This is a genomic window from Nocardia sp. IBHARD005 (assembly GCF_052814245.1).
In genome coordinates, this window is the sequence record NZ_CP199935.1 from 3,636,139 (window position 1) to 3,659,050 (window position 22,912).

Annotated in this window: 21 protein-coding genes, 1 pseudogene and 1 riboswitch; of the genes and pseudogenes, 11 read left to right on the forward strand and 11 right to left on the reverse strand. The window is 67.0% G+C overall.

The window, feature by feature from the left end:
- Positions 1-2 precede the first annotated feature (2 nt).
- Positions 3-1,955: a Stk1 family PASTA domain-containing Ser/Thr kinase gene (pknB, locus tag ACTWPB_RS16955; RefSeq protein ID WP_446226375.1), complete on the reverse strand. Its 1,953-nt coding sequence runs from the start codon at positions 1,953-1,955 to the stop codon at positions 3-5.
- Positions 1,956-2,047: 92 nt separating this feature from the next.
- On the opposite strand from pknB, the gene ACTWPB_RS16960 reads away from it, so the two are divergent.
- A complete protein-coding gene (locus ACTWPB_RS16960; RefSeq protein WP_446221616.1) occupies positions 2,048-2,416 on the forward strand; it encodes an Rv2175c family DNA-binding protein in 369 nt (122 codons plus the stop codon).
- A 47-nt stretch (positions 2,417-2,463) separates the two neighbouring features.
- Here the strand turns inward: ACTWPB_RS16960 and ACTWPB_RS16965 are convergent, their stop codons facing one another.
- The 4 genes from ACTWPB_RS16965 to ACTWPB_RS16980 form a co-directional block, all read right to left on the reverse strand.
- Positions 2,464-3,567, reverse strand: coding sequence for a phytoene/squalene synthase family protein (locus ACTWPB_RS16965; protein ID WP_446221617.1), 1,104 nt, complete (start codon positions 3,565-3,567; stop codon positions 2,464-2,466).
- Between the two features lie 32 nt (positions 3,568-3,599).
- Entirely contained in the window at positions 3,600-5,261 is a 1,662-nt protein-coding gene (locus ACTWPB_RS16970; protein WP_446221618.1) for an alpha-(1->6)-mannopyranosyltransferase A, read from the reverse strand.
- 101 nt (positions 5,262-5,362) lie between these two features.
- Complete coding sequence (gene crtI, locus ACTWPB_RS16975) at positions 5,363-7,048, reverse strand: phytoene desaturase family protein (protein WP_446221619.1); 1,686 nt, start codon at positions 7,046-7,048, stop codon at positions 5,363-5,365.
- A 13-nt stretch (positions 7,049-7,061) separates the two neighbouring features.
- Complete coding sequence (locus ACTWPB_RS16980) at positions 7,062-8,216, reverse strand: polyprenyl synthetase family protein (protein ID WP_446226376.1); 1,155 nt, start codon at positions 8,214-8,216, stop codon at positions 7,062-7,064.
- A 252-nt stretch (positions 8,217-8,468) separates the two neighbouring features.
- Between ACTWPB_RS16980 and ACTWPB_RS16985 the strand changes: the two genes are divergently transcribed.
- The 8 genes from ACTWPB_RS16985 to ACTWPB_RS17020 all read left to right on the forward strand — a co-directional run bounded on the left by ACTWPB_RS16985 (position 8,469) and on the right by ACTWPB_RS17020 (position 15,472).
- A complete protein-coding gene (locus ACTWPB_RS16985; RefSeq protein ID WP_446221620.1) occupies positions 8,469-9,470 on the forward strand; it encodes a methylenetetrahydrofolate reductase in 1,002 nt (333 codons plus the stop codon).
- Between the two features lie 296 nt (positions 9,471-9,766).
- A complete protein-coding gene (locus ACTWPB_RS16990; protein WP_446221621.1) occupies positions 9,767-10,795 on the forward strand; it encodes a pyridoxal phosphate-dependent decarboxylase family protein in 1,029 nt (342 codons plus the stop codon).
- Entirely contained in the window at positions 10,782-11,228 is a 447-nt protein-coding gene (locus ACTWPB_RS16995) for a hypothetical protein (RefSeq protein WP_446221622.1), read from the forward strand. Before ACTWPB_RS16990 ends, ACTWPB_RS16995 begins: the two co-directional genes overlap by 14 nt.
- Entirely contained in the window at positions 11,225-11,413 is a 189-nt protein-coding gene (locus ACTWPB_RS17000; protein ID WP_446221623.1) for a hypothetical protein, read from the forward strand. Before ACTWPB_RS16995 ends, ACTWPB_RS17000 begins: the two co-directional genes overlap by 4 nt.
- Positions 11,370-12,143 carry a methyltransferase gene (locus tag ACTWPB_RS17005; RefSeq protein WP_446221624.1) on the forward strand — a complete coding sequence of 258 codons (774 nt, stop codon included), beginning with the start codon at positions 11,370-11,372 and terminating at the stop codon, positions 12,141-12,143. The genes ACTWPB_RS17000 and ACTWPB_RS17005 overlap by 44 nt, the downstream gene beginning before the upstream one ends.
- Positions 12,144-12,298: 155 nt before the next feature.
- Complete coding sequence (locus ACTWPB_RS17010) at positions 12,299-12,898, forward strand: hypothetical protein (RefSeq protein ID WP_446221625.1); 600 nt, start codon at positions 12,299-12,301, stop codon at positions 12,896-12,898.
- A complete protein-coding gene (argS, locus tag ACTWPB_RS17015; protein ID WP_446221626.1) occupies positions 12,895-14,661 on the forward strand; it encodes an arginine--tRNA ligase in 1,767 nt (588 codons plus the stop codon). Before ACTWPB_RS17010 ends, argS begins: the two co-directional genes overlap by 4 nt.
- Positions 14,662-14,881: 220 nt before the next feature.
- Positions 14,882-15,472: a 2'-5' RNA ligase family protein gene (locus tag ACTWPB_RS17020; protein ID WP_446221627.1), complete on the forward strand. Its 591-nt coding sequence runs from the start codon at positions 14,882-14,884 to the stop codon at positions 15,470-15,472.
- A gap of 66 nt (positions 15,473-15,538) precedes the next feature.
- Here ACTWPB_RS17020 and ACTWPB_RS17025 read toward each other — a convergent pair whose 3' ends face one another.
- The 4 genes and pseudogenes from ACTWPB_RS17025 to ACTWPB_RS17040 form a co-directional block, all read right to left on the reverse strand.
- Complete coding sequence (locus ACTWPB_RS17025; protein ID WP_446221628.1) at positions 15,539-16,597, reverse strand: helix-turn-helix domain-containing protein; 1,059 nt, start codon at positions 16,595-16,597, stop codon at positions 15,539-15,541.
- Between the two features lie 189 nt (positions 16,598-16,786).
- Entirely contained in the window at positions 16,787-17,365 is a 579-nt protein-coding gene (locus ACTWPB_RS17030) for a DUF2867 domain-containing protein (RefSeq protein ID WP_446221629.1), read from the reverse strand.
- Positions 17,366-17,582: 217 nt separating this feature from the next.
- A pseudogene (locus ACTWPB_RS17035) lies at positions 17,583-17,885 on the reverse strand (LLM class flavin-dependent oxidoreductase); the annotation flags it as partial.
- 113 nt (positions 17,886-17,998) lie between these two features.
- Positions 17,999-18,808: a DUF1684 domain-containing protein gene (locus tag ACTWPB_RS17040; protein WP_446221630.1), complete on the reverse strand. Its 810-nt coding sequence runs from the start codon at positions 18,806-18,808 to the stop codon at positions 17,999-18,001.
- A 179-nt stretch (positions 18,809-18,987) separates the two neighbouring features.
- Positions 18,988-19,082, reverse strand: a riboswitch (SAM riboswitch).
- A gap of 390 nt (positions 19,083-19,472) precedes the next feature.
- On the opposite strand from ACTWPB_RS17040, the gene ACTWPB_RS17045 reads away from it, so the two are divergent.
- Complete coding sequence (locus ACTWPB_RS17045) at positions 19,473-20,186, forward strand: hypothetical protein (RefSeq protein WP_446226377.1); 714 nt, start codon at positions 19,473-19,475, stop codon at positions 20,184-20,186.
- A 30-nt stretch (positions 20,187-20,216) separates the two neighbouring features.
- Positions 20,217-20,855 carry a Uma2 family endonuclease gene (locus tag ACTWPB_RS17050; RefSeq protein WP_446221631.1) on the forward strand — a complete coding sequence of 213 codons (639 nt, stop codon included), beginning with the start codon at positions 20,217-20,219 and terminating at the stop codon, positions 20,853-20,855.
- Between the two features lie 115 nt (positions 20,856-20,970).
- On the opposite strand, the gene ACTWPB_RS17055 is transcribed toward ACTWPB_RS17050, so the two are convergent.
- Together ACTWPB_RS17055 and ACTWPB_RS17060 are read right to left on the reverse strand one after the other, a co-directional pair.
- Positions 20,971-22,143, reverse strand: a complete 1,173-nt coding sequence (locus ACTWPB_RS17055; protein ID WP_446221632.1) for a glycosyltransferase family 2 protein — start codon at positions 22,141-22,143, stop codon at positions 20,971-20,973.
- Position 22,144: 1 nt separating this feature from the next.
- Positions 22,145-22,900, reverse strand: a complete 756-nt coding sequence (locus tag ACTWPB_RS17060; RefSeq protein ID WP_446226378.1) for an LppM family (lipo)protein — start codon at positions 22,898-22,900, stop codon at positions 22,145-22,147.
- Positions 22,901-22,912 lie beyond the last annotated feature (12 nt).

The following is a 22,912-nucleotide window of genomic DNA, read 5'->3' on the forward strand; positions in this document are numbered from 1 at the left end:
CTTCAAGGCAGGGCGGTGAGCGTCACGACGCTGCCCGCCTCCACGTTCGAGTTGATGCCCGGCACCTGGCCGATGACCAGGGAACTGTCGGAGCCGGTGAGGGACTTGACCTCCACCCGCAGGCCGAGCTGTTGCAGCTTGGAACGGGCATTGCCGACGCTTTGACCCATCACATTGGGCACCTTCACCGCGTTCGACACGATCAGCGTCACGGTGTCGCCCGATTGCAGGGTGGTGCCGACGGCGGGCTCGGTGGCGATCGCCTTGTCGCCCTCGACGTTCTTGTCGAACTGCACCCGCGTCTCGCGAACGACCAGGCCCGCGGTGGTCAGCGCACTGGCTGCGTCCTCGGCGGTCTTCCCGCGCACATCGGGCACATTGACCGGCTGAGATCCCTTGCTGCGGTACACCTTCACCTGCGCGCCCATCGGCAGGATCGTGCCCGGCGCGGGCTCCACCTTCGCCACTGAACCCTTCGGCGCGGTACTGGCCGCCTCACCACTGTCGATCGGCTGCAGACCCGCATCGCGGATCGCCTGATTGGTCGCGTTGGGCTGGTCGCCGGGCTTGACATCGGGCACTCGCGGTTTGCCGTTGGAGATCAGTACCGCGATCGTGGAACTCTTGGTCACCCGCGAACCGGCCGACGGATCGGTGCCGACGACCCCGCCCACCGGAATCGTGTCGGAGGCCTTCTGCCGCAACGCCGTCTCGAAACCGGCCTCGTGCAGGACCGCGACGGCCCGCTCGGAGTCCATGCCCGCGATCGGCGGCACCGCGGAGTAGCGGCCGACGCCGAGCCACCAGCCGCCGATGCCGACCAGCAAGGTCAGCGCGGTGACGATGCCCACCCACACCAAACCTGTTCGGCGAGAATGATTGTCGCCGCTGCCGAACGCGCTCGCCACCGGTGCGGGGGAGTACTCCTCCTGCCGTGGGCGCTGTGCGGTCACCACCCTGGTGTGGTGCGGTTCGGGTGCGGGGGAATGGTGTGCGGCAACAGAATACGGGGTCGCCGGGCGCTCGCCGGGATGATGCGCGGCGCCGGTCTGATAGCTCTCACTGAGATGTTCGGCCGAATCCCGTGGTGCGGGTACCCGGTACGGCGGCAGGTTCAGCTCCATCGCGATCGTCTGCAGTTTCGCCGCCATCTCGTTGGCGTCGGCGAAGCGCTGCGCGGGGTCGCGGGAGGTGGCCTTGGCGACCAGCGCGTCGAATTCGGGCGGTACGCCACCGATGACATTGCTCGGCGCGGGCACGTCGTTCTCGACCCGCTGATACGCCACCGACAGCGAGTTGTCGCCACTGAACGGCACCCGCCCGGTGAGCAGCTCGAAGATCAGGACGCCGAAGGAGTACACGTCACTGCGGGCGTCCGCGGTGCCGGTGGTGACCTGCTCGGGGGAGAGGTAGGCGGCCGTGCCCAGGATCACACTCGCGGAGGTGGTGTTGGCCGCGGCCACGGCGCGGACCAGGCCGAAGTCGGCGATCTTCACCTCGCCGGCGTCGGAGATCAGCACGTTTTCGGGCTTCACATCGCGGTGAACCAGGCCGGCGTCGTGGGCGGTGCCGATCGCGCGCAGCACCGGTTCGGCCACGGCGCGCACGGCGTGCGGCGGCATCGGCCCGCGTTCGCGCAGCAGCTCACGCAGCGTGCCGCCCTCGACCAATTCCATGATCAGGAACGGGTACTCGCCGTCGACGCCCTGGTCGTACACCGCGACCAGCGACGGATGCTTGAGTTTGGCCACCGCCCGCGCCTCGAACTCGAACCGGCTCAGGAACTGCGGGTCGCCGGCGAACTTCGGGTCCATCACCTTGATCGCCACGGGGCGATCGAGCCGGGTGTCGGTCCCACGGAAGACCATCGACATCCCGCCGCGAGCGATCGGCGCATCGATGCGATAGCGCCCTTCCAGCATCTGGCCGATCAAGTGATGTCCTCCGGCATTCAACCGGCCGCCGTGTGCGGCCACCACGATGGTAACCGGGTGGTGTCGGCATGCCAGACGATGCGTGTGCACCGACACGTACTACCGTTGGGCGGGTGAGTGCCTTCCCCTGCAGCAACGACGTGCTGCCCGACACCGAAACCATCGTCTCGCTGCCGGAGGCGGCCGATATTCTCGGCGTCCCGGTCACCTCGGTGCACCAATTGCTGCGTGACCACCAGGTCCTCGCGATCCGCCGCGACGGCGTCGCAGGCATTCCGTCCCGCTTCTTCGACGACGAGGACGAGATCGTCCGCATGCTGCCCGGCGTGATCACTGTCATGCGTGACGCCAAGTACACCGACGAGGACATCCTCGGCTGGCTCTACACCGACGACCCCACCCTCCCCGGTCGCCCCGTCGACGCTCTGCACGGCCAATTGGCCCGCGAAGTAGTCCGCCGCGCGCACGCCGAACCCCTCTGATCGTCACACCGGATCGAACGGGTCGGTCCGTCGCGCTGGACCTGCGGCTAGCGGTGCCGGGTGGGGGTGGCCAAACCCTTGGCGGCGACCAGGATGCGGCGACGGTTCGGGACCGTGGCGCGGGTGGTGAAGACCTGGTAGTCGGCTGCTTCGATGCGGTCGAGGATTTCGGCGTAGAGGGTGGCGGCGGTGGTGATCGCCGGGCGTACTCGGGGGGCGAGTAGCGCGATACCGGGGACGGCTTGCCGATAGATATCGCGGTTGACGGCGATCAGGTGGGCCAGCGCGCGGCGCAGTGGTGCGTCGGTGTGGCCGCGATGGTGGCAGCCGCGCAGGTGGGCTTCGTCCACGCCGAAAGCCGTCAGTTCGCCGGTGGGGAGATAGATGCGGTCGCGGTCGAGGTCTTCGGCGACATCGCGCAGGAAATTGGTGAGCTGGAAGGCTTCGCCGAGGGCGGCGGCCGCGGGTTCGGCCTCGATGACGGGGACGACGGTGCCGAGGACCGGCAGCAGTTGCAGGCCGATGGCCGCGGCGGATCCGCGCATGTACTCGCGGAGCTCGCTCATCGTGGTGTAGCGGGTGCGGTGGGTGGCCGTGCCGGGGACGTCCATGCGCATGGCGTCGAGGAATGTCCAGATGTGGGTGTGTGCGATGTCGTAGCGGGCGATGGTGTCGGCAGCCGCGGTGATGATCTGGTGACGGCGCGGGTCGATGGTGTCGATGTCGCCGTGTTCGAGGGCAAGGCGCAGTTGTTTCTCGACGTGGTCGAGGTGCTGCGCGGGGGAAACGTCGACGACCTGCGCGGATGCATCCGGTACGGGCGCATGCCGCTGGGCGGGGGACGTTTCGGTGCGCCGCGCAGGGTCACGTCGACCAGGGGCTGCGACGAGGTGGGCTGGATCGAGGAGGCGCCGGGCACCATCGTCCGGGTCGAGGACGCGCGCGGGGTTGTCGGCATGGTCGACGATGTCGTCGACCATGCGTGCGAACGCGTACAGCGCGTGCACGGCCCGCCGACGCTCCGGCGAGAGCAGCGTGGTCGCCAGGTAGTAGGTGCGCCCGTGCTCGGCGGCGATCCGCCGGCAACTCGCATAGGCCGCGTCCAGATCGCCGATCGGCGGTCGGGCACCAGCATCGGCAGGCACGTTCACGATCTCACTCCGAAGCCTGTGCGCTCGACCGCTCATGCCCGGACGGGCGGCGCCGATTCCGTGGCAGCGGCCTTCGACCTGGCCGAACGCAGATGCAGCGGATCTACGGTACGCAGCGACACCGCCGCGACCACGGCGGCGAACGTCGCCAGGGCGACGTGCCAGAAGTTGTAGAGCCCGATCGACCCGTCCGGCTGGAACACCAGCATCAACCACGTGCAGATCCCCACCAGCCACATCAACGTCGTGGTCGACAGTGCGAATGCGGCGGCAAGCGCCAGCGGCCACGAGTAGTACCAGGGCAGCGCGGCTGGCGAGAGCAGCACGATCGCGACGAAGGCGATGATGATGCCCATCACGGCCTCACGTTCGCTGTGCCGGAACCGCCACCATGTCGCGACGAGCAACACCACCATGGCGATCTGGCACAGGGGGCGGGTCACTTCCAGCACCGAATCGTGAGCCAGCGGGGTCACCCAGGTGACCATGTGCGCGAGAATCGTCGGCAGCGATAGCCAGTTGATGATCTTGTTCGAACCCTGCAACGCGGTGACCCAGCCGAAGCCGACCCCCGCGATCACCGACGCCGCGCCGAACACCAGCGCGAACACGCCCACACCGATACCGGCGATCTTGGCGAAGACGAACAGCGGGTGCGGCATATCCGCGGACGGTCGGGCAGCGTCGGGGTGTCGCTGTTCTTCGGCGAGCGCGGCATCGGAATCCACTGCCACTCGACGCTGTGCGGCTCGCCGTTCCTTTTCGTGCAGAATCCAGATCCACACCAGGAACGGCAAGGCGACGCCTGCGGTCGCCTTGATCGCGACGCCGATAGCAACCACCACGATGCCCGCCACATGGTGGCGTTCGAGCACGAGCGCGACGCCCGCGCACATCAGCCCGACCATCAGCATCTCGTTGTGCACGCCGCCGATCAGGTGCACCAGCACCAGCGGGTTGAGCACCGCCAACCACAACGCCACCGTCGGCTTACCGCCGAGATGCTTGGTCAGATACGGCACGGCCCACATCATCAGCGCCAGCCCGGGCAGCATCGCGAAGCGAAGGGCGATGGTCCCGGCGATCACATTGTCACCGGTGATCGAGGTGATCGCGCGGCCGATCAGCAAGAACATCGGCCCGTACGGTGCGGTGGTGGTGGTCCAGACCGTACTCACGTTGTCCAGCAGCACACCCGGATTGGCAACGGGCCCTACCTGATAGGGGTCGAAACCGTCGCGTAGCAGCGCGCCTTGGGCAAGGTAGGAGTAGACGTCGCGGCTGAACATCGGCGCCGCGAACAGCAGTGGCGTGATCCAGATTCCGACGATCGCCCGCAACTCGTTGAGGCTGACCGTCGGGTCGCCCTTGCCGATGGTGATACGGCCGAGGCGAACCCACGCGGTGATCATCATCAGCACGCCGATCCAGATCAGGATCGTCGATAATGCGTACCCGTGGCCGAACCGGAGCCAGGATAGGTGCAGCGCCTCGAGTAGCGGGTCGCGTTTGCGGACAGCACCCGCACCGAAGCCACCGAAGGTGATCATCATGGCGCCGAAGAATCCCATGAGGGCCGCGTGGCCTTCGGGACTCCTGGCGAACTCGCCTGCGGTGCGCAGCCAGGTCCGGACGCCGGGATCGGTCCCGGTGAGTAGGTGACGCTGGCGCTCTAGGGTGCGCGTGTTGTCCATGGTGCCTACGGTCGTCTCGGAGGGCGGCATGTTCGGTCGGTCCCCCCGGATGGTCGGCGGTCGCAACCGCGAGCTGATAAGTCGGCCGTCAGTTTACGGCTTCAACTTGGAACACTAACCCGGTGGTCGGTACCGGCGTGTGCCCGGCTGCCGGTGATTCGTGCCGCCGCCAGCTTGCCCGACAGCAGCGTGGTGGGCACACCCACCCCCGGAGTGGTGCCGCAACCTGCGAGAACGACGTTGTCCACACCCCTTGGCAGATTGCGTGGCCGGAAGGGGCCGGTTTGCCGGAACAGGTGCGCGATCGAGAACGGCGTGCCCGCGATCATGCCCTGGGCGGCCCACGTGCCGGGAGTGTCGAGATGGTCGACGTGGAAATGTTCGGTGATGCCGGTGTAGCCGCGCTGCTCCAGTACCGCGAGCAGTTCGCGCAGGTAGGCCGGGCCGAGGCGGTCCCAGTCGAGCGGGGCGGCGCTCAGGTTGGGACACGGTGCGAGCACCGACAGCGGTTCGAAGCGGCCGCTGGGCCGGTCGATGAACTGGTCGGCGTCGGTCAGCGCGGGCCGAGTGAGCAGCAGCGACGGATCGCTCATGAGCTGTCCGCGACCCTTGCGCGCGGCGATCTCGGCGAACGTCTGCGCCCAGGCGGCGCCGAACTCGATGGTGTGATGGGCCTGCACGGGCCAGCGCGCGGCGATCTCGGCGGGGATGGTGCCGTGGGCGACGACGGCCGACGGCGAGGCGCGCAGGCCGCGACGGTGGCGCAGCCCGAACCGGGGTAGCGAGCCGATGTCGGCGGTCAGGATCACCGCATCACAGGGGTAGCGGCGTCCATCGGTGGTACGGACGGCTTCGGCGTGGCGTGCACGGGCCGGGGCACCCGCTCGGATTCCCCGTGTCGAGGCGTCCCCTTCGACGGCATCGGTCGATGCCGCACCTTTCCGGGTGTTCGGCAGGCGGCCGTTGGAGCGCGTTGCCGACACGATGTCAGGGTGCGTGCCGGTCGCGTAGTCGATGCCGTCGACCTCGGAGTCCAGGACGAGACGGCCACCCGCGGCGGTGAAGGCCTCGGCGAGCGCGGCCGTGATCGCGCGCATCCCACCTTCGGGGAAATAGACGCCCAAGCAGGTATCCATGTTCGGGATCGCGCCGTAGATCGCCAGCGCATGATCCGGCGACATGCCGGCGTAGAGCGCTTGGAAGGTGAACAGCCTGGTCAGCCGCTCGTCGCGCAGATAGGACCGCACGCGCGGCCCCAGTTTCCCGAACCCGCCGAGCTTGGCGAGCGCGGTCAACGCGGCCCTGGCACGCGGGGTGCGCACCATGTCGAGGGGCGAATCGAAATCGGCGTTCATGAACTCGTCGAATTCGGCGTCGTAGATGCGGCCGAGCCAGTCGCGCAGGCGCCGGTAGTTGCGCGCTTCGGCGGGCCCGCAAGCATTTTCGACCTCGGCGGCCATCTGGTCGGCATCGTCGAAGACCCGGATGTCGCTGCCGTCGGCGAAGCGTGCGTGATAGGCGGGGGTGAGGCGGTGGATGCGCAGGCCGACGCTGTCGCGGGTGTGCCCGACGGCGGCCAGCGCGTCATCGATCACTGCCGGCAACGTGAGAACAGTTGCGCCGCTGTCGATCTCGTAGTCGTCGAACCGGTAGCGACCCACCCGCCCGCCGGGATGATCGGCCCGTTCCAGCACCGTCACCTCGTGGCCTGCGCCCCGCAGATGCAGCGCGGCCGCAAGACCTGCCAGCCCGGCTCCGACTACGACGACATGATTCGTTTGTCCCACAACACTTTTCCTATCAGGCTGCGCGGCGCGTGGCAGCCAGTGCCATGGCGTGGAGCAACTGCTCGGCTTGCGGCGTCGCGGAGCTGGTCGCGATGGCGGCCAGCCCGGTATCGGTGAGCTCGGTGATCCGCCGCTCCACCTCGTCGACCGCGCCCAGGTCGGTGAGCACCGTGCGCAGCTCGTCGACGGCAGCATCGTCGAGGTCCGTGCCCAGACCCGTCCGGATCAGGGCGGCGGACGCCGGATCGGCCCGGCGCAGCGCCTCGGCGATCAACACGGTCCGCTTGCCTTCGCGCAGGTCATCGCCCGACGGTTTCCCCGTCACCACCGGGTCGCCGAACACGCCGAGCAGGTCGTCACGCAGCTGGAACGCGATCCCCACATCGGTCCCATAGGTCCGCAGCGCATCCACCAGCGCCTCGTCGGCACCCGCCAATGCCGCACCGAGATGCAACGGCCGTTCGATCGTGTACGCGGCGGTTTTGTACCGGTTGATCCGCAATGCGGCCTCGACCGATTCGTCGCCACCGGCCTCGCCGTTGATGTCGAGGAGCTGCCCACCGAGCACCTCGGTCCGCATCCGCGCCCACACCGGTGCGAACCGGGCCAGCGCCAGCGGGCTCAATCCGGCCTCGTGAACCAGATCATCTGCCCAGGCCAGCGCCAGATCGCCGATCAAAATCGCGACGGCTGAGCCGTACGCCGCGCCGTCGCCGGGCCAGCCCGCCGCCCCATGACGATCCTCGAACTCGATGTGCACGGTCGGGAACCCGCGTCGCGTCCGCGAGGAGTCGATGATGTCGTCGTGCACGAGCGCGCACGCCTGCACCAACTCCAGCGCCGAACAGGCGGTGAGCACCGCGGCGGCGTCGGGCCCTGCCGGGTCGCCACCGGCACCGAGCCACCCGGTCCACGCGAACCCCGGCCGCGTCCGCTTACCGCCACGGACAACGAACTGTTCCAGCGCCTCGACCGCATCGATGAAGACGGGCCCCAGCGGCTCGACGAACTCACGCCGGGTGGCGAAGAAGCTGGTCAGCACCTGTTCGACAGCGGCGACGAAGGCTGACGTGCCCGGTGTCAGCGTGACGAGATCGACCGAGGTCAGAGCGTCGGCTGCGGACCGGGAGAGCGGGGTACCGATTCCGGCGGACAGGGCGGCCTCCAGGGGCGAAGTGGGCGAACAGCGGGACCGGTTGGGCACTCGGTGGTGCGGTCACCAGCGTTGTCTCGAACGATACGCGGGTGGGCGGGCCGCGCTCCCGGCGCACAGGGCCGCTGCGACGCAGCCCACACCCGGCGTTTCGGCGGGGTTCTGCCGCCCCGGACACGTCCATTGGACTTGACGCATTGTCCGCTGCTGGGCGGCCGGATTCCCGGTCGGTGCCGGGGCGTCATCGGCTCCCACTAGACTGAGCCGGTGGATTTCGACAATGGACGGGGAAGTTCGACCCCAGATCGACCCGCCCAGCGGCCGTCGATCGTCTCGAACACCCCCTCGGTGGTGCAGAGTCTGCGCACTCATTCGGGCAGCGGCGTGCCCTTCTCCGTCGAGTTCAACCCCCCGCGTGACGCGGCGGGCGAGGCCCGGCTGTGGCGTGCGGTCCGCGAGTTCGAACGCATGCATCCGGCCTTCGTGTCGATGACCTACGGCGCCGGCGGCTCCACCCGCGACCGCACCGTGCGCATCACCGGTGCCCTCGCGCAGGAAACCACCCTGCTCCCGGTCGCCCACCTCACCGCGGTCGGCCACAGCATCGCCGAACTGCGCTCCCTGATCGGCTCCTATGCAGACTCCGGCATCTGCAATGTCCTTGTCCTGCGCGGCGACCCGCCCGGCGACCCGCTGGGCGAATGGGCCAAGCATCCCGGCGGTGTCGAATACGCCGAGGAACTGGTCCGCATCGTGCGCGACCTCGGCGACTTCCACGTCGGCGTCGCGTCGTTCCCCCAGGGCCACCACCGCTCGCCCGACCTCGACCACGACACCCGCCACCTGGCCGCGAAACTCCGCGCAGGAGCGGAATATTCGATCACCCAGATGTTCTTCGACGTCGAGCACTACCTGCGTCTGCGCGACCGCGTGATCGCCATGGACCCCATCGAGGGCACCAAGCCGATCATCCCCGAACTGATGCCCATCACCTCGCTGCGCACCGTCGCCCGCGCGGAAGAACTCAGCGGCCGCCCCGTCCCCGCCGACGTCGTAGCCCGCCTCACCCGAGCCGCGGGTAGCGGCCCGGAAGAAGACCGCGCGGCGGTCCGCGCCGAAGGCATCCAGATCGCCACCGAAATGGCCCAGCGCCTCACCGACGAAGGCGCCCCCTGCCTGCACTTCATCACCCTGAACTTCGCCAAGGCCACCAGCGAGGTCCTCACCAACCTCGGCTACGGAGTAACAGCGGCCCCGATCAGCGCGTAGAAGGCTCACTCCTTCCACGCCATTCGATCGCGCCGACCGTCATCCAGAACTCGCCGCGAGTCCGCCCAGTGCTTTCGGCATCGCCATTTGCGTTCTCGCAGTGCGGGTGGGCCGCAGACATCGGTGGTCTCCCTGCCCATCTCGAATGTGCTCAGAAGGGAAATAGGCAGGGCATGACGGCAGTCTCCTGTTCTGCCTTCGAGGCGGTTCCGTAGCGGTTGCGTGGCTTCCAGCCTGGTCCTTCTCCCTGGATTGTTGTGTGCACCAGGTTGTTACCCGCTCGGAAGGCAAACACCATGCATGCGAAGGCAATTCGCGCACATAACCCACCCGTTGTTGTCGACCCCCATGACGGGCTGGCGCATCGGGCCCTCGATCTCGGCCTGCATTTCAAAGCGCGCCCGGAGATCTTCGGGCGGCGGAGCACCGCGGGAGAGATCCGCGACCTGCTGGTCACCGACCTTCCCATCGAGCCGATGGCGGGTGAGGCGGTGTTGGCCGATTTCGTCGATCGGGTGCTGCCGCTGTGCAAGTACGAAGCATCGCCGCGCTTCATGGGCTTCGGTGACACCGGTGATGATCAGCTCGCGCTGGCGGGCAGTGTGCTCGCAACGCTGACGCAGCAGAACATGATCAACCAGTCGTTCGACAGTCCGAGCGCGACGTTCATCGAGATCACGGTGTTGCGGTGGCTACGGGAGCTGCTCGGCTACGTGAATCCTATGGTCGGGAATGTGAACACGGTCTGGGACGTCGGCGGCATCATCACTCCCGGCGGGACTACCAGCAACACCGTCGCGATGATGCTCGCTCGTGAAGCGAAAGCGCCGGGCACGATGCACTCCGGAGTGGCTGACCCGAGCCGATTCGCGGTCGTCGTGCCGAGGGGAGTCGGCCACTACAGCGTGAAGGCGGCGTTGACCTGGATCGGTTGCGGCGCGCACGTCATCGAGGTCGCCACCGATGGATTTCGTTACAACACAGACGAACTCGTGCGGACTCTGCGTGAGCACGGTGATCGAGTGATGGCGGTTGTCGCCTACGCAGGCGACAGCAGAACGCAGACAGTCGACGACCTGCGCGCCGTACACGATCTCGTCCGAGCAATCGACCCGACAATCTGGCTGCACGCGGATGCGTGCTGGGGTCTGCTCGCGGCATTCAGCCCGAACCTGCGGGACAAGATCGACGGCATCGCCGGGTTCGAGAGCATCACTGTCGACCCACACAAGATCATGGCAGTGCCCTACGGGTTGAGTGCGTTGCTGGTGCGTGATCCGGCTGCGTTGCGGACGATTTCGACCTACTCGGGTGGATGTCGCTGAAGCTGTGGATGATGATGCTCGGGCGCGGACGCGCGGGCTCGCGGAGTTGGCCGATCACCGACATGAGGTTGCTCGTACGTTCGAGGGATTGGTCGACACGCACCCCAGGTTGGTGCGCCTCAACGACCCGGATCTTGCCGCGGTCGTATTCGTCTACCTGCCAGCGGGCATCGAGGCAGGAAATCTGAACGACGCGGAGCTAGATCGTGTCAACCAACTCAACATCGCGATCCACCTACGCGTGCTTGCCGAAGGCCACTGGCACCTGCACCAGTTCACCCTCCCCGATGACCTCGGCCGTCTTCGCGCGGGAGCGATCGTGTACCCACTGCGCTTCATGGCGAACAATCCCGCGGTCACTGAGACCCACATGCACGACGTCCTTGCCTATCTCGACCACCTCGCGCTCGACCTGGATGGGGCAACAGCATGACGCACAAGACTTTTCGCGCGGTCTACGAGATAGCGGGTGTCTACGACAAACTGCTGTTGCGTCACTATTACGGCGGAACCGAAGACGTCGACCTGGTCGCGGACTGGCTCACCGAACATCACAGGGCCACCGACTGCCTCATTGGATGTCGTCGAGTTCGGTTGTGGCACAGGCAGGATCACTGAGGCGATCGCGCCCTACGCGCGCAATCTCGCGCTCGTCGACTACAGCGAAACAATGGTGACCGCAGTCGCCCAGAAGTTTCCCGAATCGCAGACGATCGGCGCGGACACCAGCGACGCCGTGACCGCGCTTTTGCGTGGTGGCCGGTCGATGAGCTTTGACCTGGTGACGGCCTTCTGGTCGTTGAGTTACCCGATCGGGGAATTCTTCGAGGAACTCTCACCCGCGGGCGTTCGGCCTCGGTGCGATCAGGTTCGTAGCCGAGAACAAGCACGGCAGTTCGTACTCGACCTGGTTGGACTGGTCGCCCCCGGCGGGCATCTGCTGGCGATGCTGTTCGATGCGGAGAGCCCAGAGCAGCAACTGGTGACCCGAGCATGGGAAGCGGTTGCGCCGTTCCCTGACGGCGGCCGCGCCTACACCCGGAATATCCTGGTCGACGCACTTCGTGACGCCGAGAATCAGGGCGATGGCACGCTGACTCATACCCGGCTCGGCGGGGTGGCGTGGGCGCCGAGTCGCGATGCGGCCCGTGATTGGTTCTTCGGGGTCCATTTCAAACACCACCCTCAGTTGCTCGACGATCCCGCGCTCGCGATAGCAGTGGAGGAATTCATCGACCGGTACGAGATCGCAGGTGGTGGTGTCGCGCTCCCGAGCGGAGTCCACCTCATCGACTTCCATGCCGCCGCGCACCCGTATGCGTCGCTTCCGATCGGGCTGTCGTCATGACTCCTGAACTGTTCGCCGCGGCGGCGCAGGTGTGTCGCAACTTCACCCCGCCCGGCGGGTACGGGTTGGTCTACGGCTCGCAGGCCAGCTTGTGCGACTCGCACTCTGATCTCGACCTCGTCTTGGTCGGACGTGATCGCCTGGGTCGCTCCATCATGGACGGCCTGGTGGGGGCGGTTTCGCTCGTCCACGACGACTTCGGCTTGGCCACCGATACCGAAGTAGATTACGAGACAAAGCTTTACGCGACCTATTCAGACGTCGACCGTGCTGTCGGACTGCGGTGCTTCCCGAGGGTTGCGGGCGTGCTCAGGCCCGACCCAGTGATTGTCGACGCGAGCTGGCTGAATTCGCCCACCTTTGCGCATCGGCTGCTGCTCAACGCCCTCACCAGTGAGCATGTATTCCTCGGCGGGAACGTGGCACGATATCGCGCCGATCGCTCGAGAGCGGAACAGGCTGTGGCCGTGCTCGCGATCTCGATGCTCGCGACGCCGGAGATCACAGTTCCCCACGCGGTGCGGGCGCTGACCTGCTCCCCTGGTGGTGCCCAGGGCAAGGACTTCTTGGGTTATACCCGGAGCGCTCACCTCTGTTCGACGGTTCAGGCGGGGCTGGCGTCGCTGGTCGCCAGGAACATGGTCGAGGTCGTCGACGGTGCGCGATTCCGCCGGTGCCACGTCGGCCGCGGCTCCGCCAGTTCGCGCACCTGCGACAATGGGCTCACCATCCCCATCGAAAGGAATCCAAGGTGAGCTCTGCCGGTATTGTGCCGCTGCTCGGACGTGTCGCTGCCGCTGTGTCGGAGGCGATCGTCCGAGTCCGCCCGGAAATGGCGGATGCGGACCCGGTAGTGCGACGATCCGATCGGGCCGACTTCCAATCCAACGCCGCGCTACCGCTGGCGAAGAAGATTGGAATGCCGCCGGCGCAACTCGGCGGTGAGCTTGCGGCCGCTCTCGATCTCACCGGTGGTGTGATCGCCGATGTGCAGGTGTCGGGTCCGGGATTCCTGAATATCTCACTGGCCGATCGGGCGATCTGGGAGAGTGTGTCAGCCAGGCTGGCCGACGATCGGCTCGGCGTGCCGGCCACCGAGAACGAGCGTCGGGTGGTCATCGACTACTCCGCTCCGAATGTGGCCAAGGAGATGCATGTCGGGCATCTTCGGACCACGATCATCGGTGACAGCCTCGCCCGAGTTTTCGGGTTCCTCGGCGCGGACGTCGTGCGTGCGAACCATTTGGGGGACTGGGGTACCCAGTTCGGGATGCTCATCCAATACATTGATGAGCACCCCGAATCGCCCTGGCACACCGAAGAACTCGACTCCGAGACCAGCTCGGTATCGGCGCTGGACAGCCTGTACAAGGCAGCTCGCGCCCAGTTCGACTCCGATCCTGACTTCGCTGACCGAGCCCGGACCAGGGTCGTTGCTCTGCAAGCCGGCGACCCCGACACCGTTGCGCGGTGGCGGGAGATTGTCGCCGAGTCGGAGAAAGCCTTCGGCGCGATCTATGACCGGCTCGGGGTCCTGCTCACACCCGATGACTACATCGGCGAGTCGTTCTACAATGACCAACTGGCCGACACCGTCACCGAACTCATCGACAAGGGCGTAGCAGTCGATAGCGACGGCGCCGTCGTCGTGTTGTCCGAGCAGGTCAACGGTCCTGATGATCAGCCGGTCGTGCTGATGGTCCGCAAACGCGACGGTGGCTACGGCTACGACAGCACCGACCTGGCCACCATCCGGTACCGCATCGCATCGCTGCACGCAGACCGACTGCTGTATGTCACCGATTCCCGGCAGGCTCTGCATTTTCAGCTGATCTTCGAAGCTGCGCGGCGAGTCGGGTGGCTCACCGACGCGATCGGGGTCGATCACGTCGCCTACGGCACGATCCTTGGACCCGATGGCAAACCGTTCAAAACCCGTGCGGGAGGGACGGTTCGGTTGATGGGCCTACTCGACGAGGCTGCCGCGCGCGTGCGCGCAGTTGTCGCTGAGAAGAACCCGGACCTGAGTACTGCCGAGCTCGACACCATCGCCGAGCAAGCGGGAATCGGTGCGATCAAGTACGCGGATCTGTCGACGTCCAGGGTCAAGGACTACACCTTCGACCTCGACCGGATGACAACACTCAACGGCAACACCGGCGTCTACCTGCAGTATGCCCACGCCCGCGTGCGCTCGATCCTGCGCAGGGCCGATGCCACGGCGCGAGCCACGGTCGACAGTGCTGGTCCACTGGAACCCGCCGAGCGAGAGTTGGCACTGGCGTTGGACGGCTACGGCACGGTCCTCGAGGAGGTAGCTGACGCGCTGGAGCCGCACCGATTGGCGGGCTATCTCTACGATCTCGCCCGCACCTACACCTCCTTCTACGACTCGTGCCCAGTCGTCGCGGCTGACGAACCGATTCGATCGAATCGAATTGCACTGTGCCAGTTGACTGCTCGCACTCTGGAACTCGGTCTGGGGCAATTGGGAATCGCGGCACCGCAACGGATGTGATCGTCTGGCCGGACGCACTCCGCCTCGGTGTCGCGTCCGGGCCGCCGATACGCAAACTCGCCGACAAGGATTTCGACATGGAGAGGCAGATCAGCCGGTCATGACATCGAGTGGCCCGTTCCCCGAGCTGCAGCCGGACTCGACGTCGGATCCGGAAGCCATCGCACGGAATGACTGGAACGCCTTCTCCGAGATCGACGTCCTTCGCGACCACTGGACCGTGAAGCAGTGGGCGCCAGGGCATACCGGCTATTACTGGTACCTGACGTTCGACGACTCCGAACTGATCGAACTCGCTGCCGACTGCCAGAAGGCGCTGGCGATCGGAGGGATCGATCCGGTGCCGTTGGATGCCCTGCACATCACCATGATGGGGATCGGCGCCACAACGGTCGTCTCGAGCGAGCAGATCGATCGCCTGGTTTCGCTTGCCGGCAAATGCCTTTCGGACGCAAAGCCGTTCGATCTCAGTGTCGGCCCGCTGAGCGGCTCGCGTAGCGCGATCAGGTTCTCGGTTGCACCGTGGGATCAGCTGCTCGATCTGCATCAGGTTCTGTCGACCTGTACGGCAGCAGTGTTGCCGAACTCGTCGGCAGGGGCGGTGTCGGGACCTTCCCGCTTCCGGCCGCACTTGGGCATCGCCTACAACAACACTGACCGCGCTGCTGTTCACGTCATCGCCGCCGTAACAGCGTTGCGTGGGGCACGATGTGTCAGCGTTCGAGTGAAGCAGGTCGAATTGGTCGTGCTCAGAAGGGACGGCCACAGCTACCGCTGGGACACCCGCGCGGTCCTTGCTCTTGGTGGCTAGCGGTTGCTCTCTGGGGCGATCAGTGGTTGCGCCGAACGCTGCCAGTGCCTCGAGTGCTCGGCGTAATCACGTGACGGCGCTCGCTGTCGAGAGTCCAACAGCATGCCGAGTTTTCGCCCGCTGCCATACCGAACGGATGGGGCGATCGGCCGAGACGTCCAGAGCCTCGATGCCGAGCTGAACCGCGTGTTCGACGTCGGGTGAGCGCTGCAGGACGAGAGCAGTCGCCACATCCAGGTGCACCAAGGTTCGGCTCCACACCGAGTCAGACCGTGAAACGTGGTCCTCGACCAATCCTCCGAACTCGAGGGCTTTGTCGAATCGACCAGCTGAGAGGAACGCGGTGGCGGTGTTGGCCATGAGACGCGCTGTGCCGTAGGCCTGGAATGTCAAGGCGGGAGTCAAGCCTGGAACAGTATTCTGGTGATCGGCCAACGTCACCGCACGCACGAAATCGCCCGCATAGTAGGCACAAAAGCTCTCGGTAGCTTTGGTCCAAGCGAGCATCTCGGGATCCTCGATCAGCGACGCCAGTACCTGCGCTTCGCGGCAGTACATCCGGGCGCTACCGAACCGGCCACAGTTCACTGCCATGTATGCCAGAACCCCCGACAACCGCGCCGCGATCCGATTCAACTGCTCGACATGAGCCGGGTGACGACGCTGTTGGAGAAGAAGATTCACTCGCTGACGAAGGTCCTGAACTTCGCTCGCCAGGTGACGCGGGCCCTCCGCCTCGTAGCGGTCGACTATCGATCCGAGCGCAAGGCTGAGCGCCTCAACGAGTTCGCTATCACCACGAAGCTCGGCCGGCTGTTGGAGCTGGCCGACAACCGTGTCTGGTCGACCGAATGGATCAACGTTTGTGGTCACCATTGGCGGCGGCTGCACCGCAGAACACGCCGACTCGAATCTCCGGCGTTGATCGTCGCCGAGTCGCACCAACAGTGTGTCCATCGCTGCTGCATGCTGGTGCGTGAGTGTGATTGTCGCACCGCGCTTTTCCCATTTGCGGACGACCGATTCGGTGAACCCGAGGCGTTCGGCAAGTTCTGCCTGGGTGATCCGCAATGCCGCTGAACGCATTGCGCGAACCTCGACGCCGGTCCAACCGGTGACTGCCATTCCAACCCCCGCTCGTCCCGCCCGCCGCGTCGTCGCTGACAACAGGGTAGACCTTCAGCTACCCCGCGAAGTGTGTCGCGCGGATTGCGGATGCAGTCGATCTCTTGCGCGTACCGAAGCCGAGCGAGACCCTCAGCACAATAGTTAGGAGCACAGTCCTTAGCGGAGTGCTCCTAACTATTGTGCTGACTACCGCGAGATGGCGAGGTCGTTCCAGGTTCGTTCCCAGCTGCGGGTCATCGCGGGGTAGACGATTCCGTAGCGGAAGGGCTTGATCAGGGCCATGTAGAACCGGCCGAACCAGCCGTTGGGCTTCACCAAGACGGCCATTTGTAGGTGGTAGCCGGTGGTGTCGGGGACCCAGCCCAGGTGCATGATGCCGTGCATCGTGCTGTTGGCGATCTCGGCGGCGTATTCGTTGCCGAGGACGTAGAGGGTGGTGAGGGGACCGTCCTCGTCGGGGATGTCGGTGTCGCGGAGGTCGGCGGGCAGGCGGTCGCGCAGGGAGGCAACGCGCTTGCCGGTGCCCGCGTCCTCGCGGTCCCAGCCGAACAGTTCGCCCAGCTTCCAGCGGATCTTGAACAGCAGGCCGCTGATGCCGGTGGACTCGGAGGCGCGTTCGGCTCGGAGGGCGGCCAGCAGGGCGGGGAAGTCGTCGGCGCCGCCGCCCGGGGTGCGGAATTGCCAGATGTCCTCGACGTCGAAGTCGGGGGCGATCTCGTGGATGCGCCAGGGTTGGTCGGTGTGGGCCGATTCGGGTAGTCGCATAGCTGGAACCTCCATGTGTACGGCGGCGTATAGGTCGAGACTACCGCTGATATACGCCTACGTATAGATGGGGGAAGTGTGACTGATGCGGGCTTGACGAGCGGGTGAGCGCGGGGGCCGCGGAACGAGTCCGCGGCCCCTCGTGGTGCTACTCGTGCCGTTCGGGTTTGACGAATGCGGTGGTGGCCAAGGCGAGAACGAGCAGCGCCGCGCACAGGTATTCGGCCGCACCGCCGCTGCGGATGCTGTGGACCCAGTGTCCGTAGGTGCTCGCGCGCCGGCGGGCGGTGTCGTTATCGGGTGCGACCACGACGTCGGCCGACACGATGACGTGCGGTTCGGCCAGCAGTTCCGACGGCCGGAACGCCGCCCGATACGCCGCGACCGCGTCCAGCGCGGTGCCCGGCGCGACATGGTAGGCCGCGGCGAACGGCAGCCCCGATTTGCCTGCGAGCTCGGCACTTTCGCCCGCCGAACTACCGAACAACCACAGCTCGGCATCGATGCCCTCACCCGGAACGGTGTATCCCCACCGCTCGGCCTGCCGGGCCAGATCGACAGTATTGCGCAATGCCTGTGCGGCACTGGACCCTTCGCTGATCGGGGACAGATCGAGGATCGACAGCGGAACCCTCATAGCTTCGGATCCTGTTCTCCCGCTTCGATCGCCACGCGCAGCCTGTTCTCACGTGGTGCCACCGGGCAGGTGGCGAAATCGGTGAACGCGCACGGCAGGTTCACGGCCCGGTTGAAATCGAGGGTGACGGTGCCGTCGGCCTCGACCGCTCCGACGGCCAGCGAGCGGGCGGCCGGGTAGGTGGTGACGCCGCTGGTGGCGTCGGTGAACAGCACCTTCAGGTCGTCGGGGGTGCCGAAGGCGAGTAGCGCTTCGTGGTTGTCACCGATCTGGAACTCGATGATGCCCGCGGCGCTGTGGTGGTGCTCCAGCCCGTCGACCACGGCGCCCGTGGTGACGGTGCGTGCCTGTCCGAACGCGGTGAAACGCCCGGTCACGACCCAGCGCGGGTCGGCGGGATAGGCCGCGACCCCGGTGAACGCGGTCAGCGTCGGCGCGGCCGGATCGTGCACGCGCACCGCGTACTGCCCGGAGCGGCGGATCACTTCGAGGACCTTCTCCTCGTTGAGCACGCTCACCCCCGGCGCGCCCTCCACAGGCGTCACGATCTGCACGCCGCCGATCCGCTCATCGTCCACATCGAGCCGGTCCGCGGGCTGCGCCGTGATGAATACCTTGTCGTCGGTGACCCACCAGGTGCCGGGGACGCCGTCCAGGCGCTGCGGGCTGTCGGTGAGCCAGTGCAGCCCGGCCAGGCTGAGCCAGCCGAGTGGGTCGCGCAGGCCGTCCTCGCGGGCATGATGCCAGCGCGCCCAGTCGTCGGCGAATGTCGTGGTGGGGGTGTGGTTCTCGACGGTGATCGTCATGACGCGCGTGCTCCTTCGGCGATGGTGTGGTGGGGTGGCGCTGGAACGAGGCACGGTGACCTCCACCCGGCCAGCAACGGGTTCGCGATCTGGCGGCGCTCAGGCCGGACAGGCCGTCGCGGTAACCCGGCACTGGTCGATATGCCGGCGGCGATATCCCACAGTCATCACAACGATCTCCTCCATCGATCCCGGCGGAAGCACCCGTACCCCGGAACGGGGCGGGTTGCTGCGACGTCGTAGAGCCAGGTCTCTCGGTTGCTCTGGATGGTTGTGCCCCGGCTGTCGGGCCCGAGCTGAATCAGCATGTGGCACAGGCGTGACTGCGCACAACGGTAGAAATCAGCGTGAGCGCAGAGCTTGGAACCGGCAGGGGGCACCGGCACAATTGCCCCGGTTCGGTGTGGTCGCAGACCCGCGCGGGCACTGGCTGGAGGTAATTGCCGGGGCCAGGGTGACCAGTGTTCTCGGCAACCTTCTGGGTGGGCCCGGTGCCTTCGTCGCCGGGCTGGGTACCGGGCAGCGGACCGGTACTGTGCCGCGGCGGTGGGTTCGCTGCGAGATTGCGACGCGCCGAACGGCCGGTTACTTCACCTGTCCGGATTCACCCACCGCACGCGGTAGCGTCGGCCTTCTCTGCGTCGATGAGGAGTACGTCGTGATCATGCCGCGTCATTCCACCACACTGACCGCGCTGACGGCCTGCGCCGCCGCGCTACTGCTGGCCGTTTCACCGGCTGCCGCCGAACCGGCCGCGCCGGTGACGCCCGCCGTCACCCGGGACGCACCGAACCGCACGCCTGCCGCGGGCCCGGGTGATCTCCTCGGCGCCTACCAAACCGTCGTCGAGACGCTGACGGCCATGGGTATCCAGCCTTTCCTCTACCCCACGGTCGCCGCGAACTGCACCGGTGACGGCACGGGCCTTGTCCCCGCTGTCGCGGGCGCGGTACCGGGTCCGTGGCCGACGAACACCCTCCCGATCCCCGGCGTGGACCTCTCGGCCGTGAAATCGGGCCAGACCCTGTTCACCTTCCTGCCCTACGGCCTCGCCCCCGACACCGCCGCCACGAAGACCTCCGGCATGCAGGTGGCCTGGCTCAATATCAGCACCGGCCGCGGCGGCATGGCCTCGATGGGCCCGATCGCCGACATCGTGCGCGCCATGGTCCCGCCCGAGGTCCCCGCCGAACTGCGCCCCCTGGCCGAAACCGCCATCCGCGACTTCCTCTTCGCCGCCATCCCCGTCGGCGGCGTCCGCGCCGTCCCCATCGACACCGGCCGCGGCACCGTCTTGGCCGCCGTCTTCGGCACCACCGACAACGCAGGCCGCTCCTGCTTCTTCTTCCCGACCATCGGCATCACCGAGGTCGCCTGAAACTCGCCGGTCAGCGTTAGGCTCAGCGGTATGAGCGAAGCCTACGACTGGTCGTGGCTGCGGAGCGACATGCCCGTCATCGGCCTGGACATCTACCTAGAGATGCCGACGGAGCTTGCTCGAACGATCGAGGTCAAAGACGGCATGCTCGTGCACTGCGAGTCACCGTCACCCAACCACATCTCCGTCGCGCGCGTGATCGAAGCCGCGCTGCGGGACGCCGTGCGCGACCGGTCTTCTGACGCTCCGTGCCTGCGCGCCAGCGGGGACCTCGACATGCTCGTATCCGAAGTTCCGTTCGGCTTCCGCCGCCCCGACGCGATCCTCTACCGCTGCGTAGCAGCCGACCGCGGCCGATGGCGCCGCAAACCGACCGCCGCCGACGCGCTGCTCGTGGTCGAGATCGTCTCACCTGGCACGATCACCGCCGATTGCGTCGATAAGCGAGCCGAATACGCCAAGCTCGGCATCGCCCAATACTGGATCGTTCGGATGGTCGACGACGACGGGCTGGTCTCCTCCGTCGAGCAATTACGTCTCACTTCCGACGGCAGATACGTCACCGAGCGAATCGGCCTACGAGGCCAGGACCCCGTCATCGCAGTGACGGCTATCGACCCGGTCAAGGTCGAAATCCCCTGGGCGGACCTGGATCTCGACATCGAATAGTCGTCATCGACCACCTTTCCTCGCCGCCACGGCGCACTGACCCAATCGGTGAGTGGCAGGAATCGATACTCTGGCGACAGGCGTCATCGGATTCCCGCCGCCTGGACCTGCCTGGTCAGGCGCGGCGGGCGATGGGGTCGTCGGGAGTGACCAGGGGTCGTTGTTTCCAGCGGAGGCGGCCGGTCTGGTGCCGGTAGTGAGAGCGGGTCCACAGGGTCAGGTAGTGGGCCACCGCCACAGGGTGGGCCAGGGCTGAGGTGAGGTCGGAACTCGTTGGAGGGCGGCGGGTTTCGATGGCGCGGGCGGTGAGGCGGCTGGTGACACCCGCGAGGTAGCCGAGGATTCCCGCACGGCGGGTTCGGCCGCGGCCGAAGATCGCTGCCAGTGGGGGAATCCAATAGGCAAGAGCGGCAAGGATTCCGATGGCGGCGCCGGTGTCGAGACGGCCGCCGTATGCCGACCACAGCCATCGGGTGTAGCCGTCGGTGAGTTCGGTTGTGCCGGTGTACATTCGGGTTTTCGCGGCCGGGCCCGCGGTCACCAGTGCCGTGCGGTGGCCCGCTCGGCGCACGGCGCGCGCCAGATCGAGATCTTCTGTGGCGCTGGCTGCTACGGCCGCGTGACCGCCACCGGCGCGGTAGGCCGCGGCGTCGACGGCGAGGAACTGTCCGCACGCGACGGCGGTGGACGGGCGCAGGCTGTGGTTGGCGTGGCCGACCGGCAGGGTCGAGGCCCACGACCAGGCGAGCAGCGGCTGGACCAGGCGCTCGGTGGTCGAACCTGCCTCCTGCACCGGCCAGGCCGAGACCAAACCTGCTCCGCGCCTGCGCAATTCGGTTACCGCCGCGGCGACGGCGTACGGAGCCAGGCGAACGTCGGCGTCGACGAAGACCAGGGCGGCCGCGTCGGTGCGGGCGGCCAGGCGCGCGCACGCGGCGGCCTTGCCGGTCCAGCCGGGGGCGGGGTGAGCGGCCGAGCGCAACACGGTGAAGCGCTCGTCACCGGCGATCGCGGCCAGTGCGGCTTCGTAGGTGCCGTCGGTGGACGCGTCGTCGAGGATCAGCACGTTCATGCGGGGTACGCCGGTTTGGGCGCGAAGGTCGGCGATCAGCGCGGGCAGGCGCGCGGCTTCGTCGCGGGCGGGAACGCACACCGTGACCGGTTCGATCACGCCCGCGACCCCGCGCGGCAGGGTGCGCAAGGTGACCAGGTTGTAGGCGGCGGTGCTCGCGCCGAGCGCGGCCAGACCAGTGCCCGCCCAGGTCAGGTAGCGGGCCGCCGCGCCCATCTCAGCGGCCCAGTCTGCGACTGGTGATCTCGCGCCACATCTCGGAGGGGGAGAAGCCGCCGCGCGGCGCGTTCGGCGGGCCGGGGTTGCGATCACGGAACGCCAAGCCCGCGATCAGCGCGGCCACCGCGAGGGTGATACCGCCGACGATGCCCGCCCAGCCAGCGAACGAACGGGTGTTGGGGTCGGCGTACTTCACCTCGGCGCGCAGGGTCGACACCTCGCCCGCGGGCAGCTTCCACGACACGGTGTTCTCGCTGTCGGTGGTCTCGCGAGTGCCGTTGGTCTTGGCGACCCGGGACGGGAACGCGACGGAGAACTGCACATCCGAGCCCTGCGGTGGCAACGATTCCAGGTCGACGCGCCCGGTGAGACTCACCAGATCGCCATTGCGCTGGAAGTCGAGGGTGAACATGCCCTGCGTCTGATCCGACAGCCCACCGAGCTGGCCGACCTCGCCGAAGGACAGGTCGTCGAAGAACACCTGGGTGCCGATGTATCCGTCCTGGTTGTAGTTCTCCACCCGCACCTTCGCCGCCAGCTGCTCGGGCGCCTTCAGCTGCGGCCCCTTGTCCGCGGGACCCGTCGGCACCACCGCGGCGACGATCCGCCCCGACACCCGGTCGTTCGACGACACCCCCATCGACACCTGCACCCGCAGGCACCCGGCCAGCGCGGGCACGAGCAGTGCCAGCAGGACGGCAACCGCCGCTACGCGCCGCGCGGGCACGAAACGACGCGGCGAGGGAACGGGCATGTCGGCGACGGG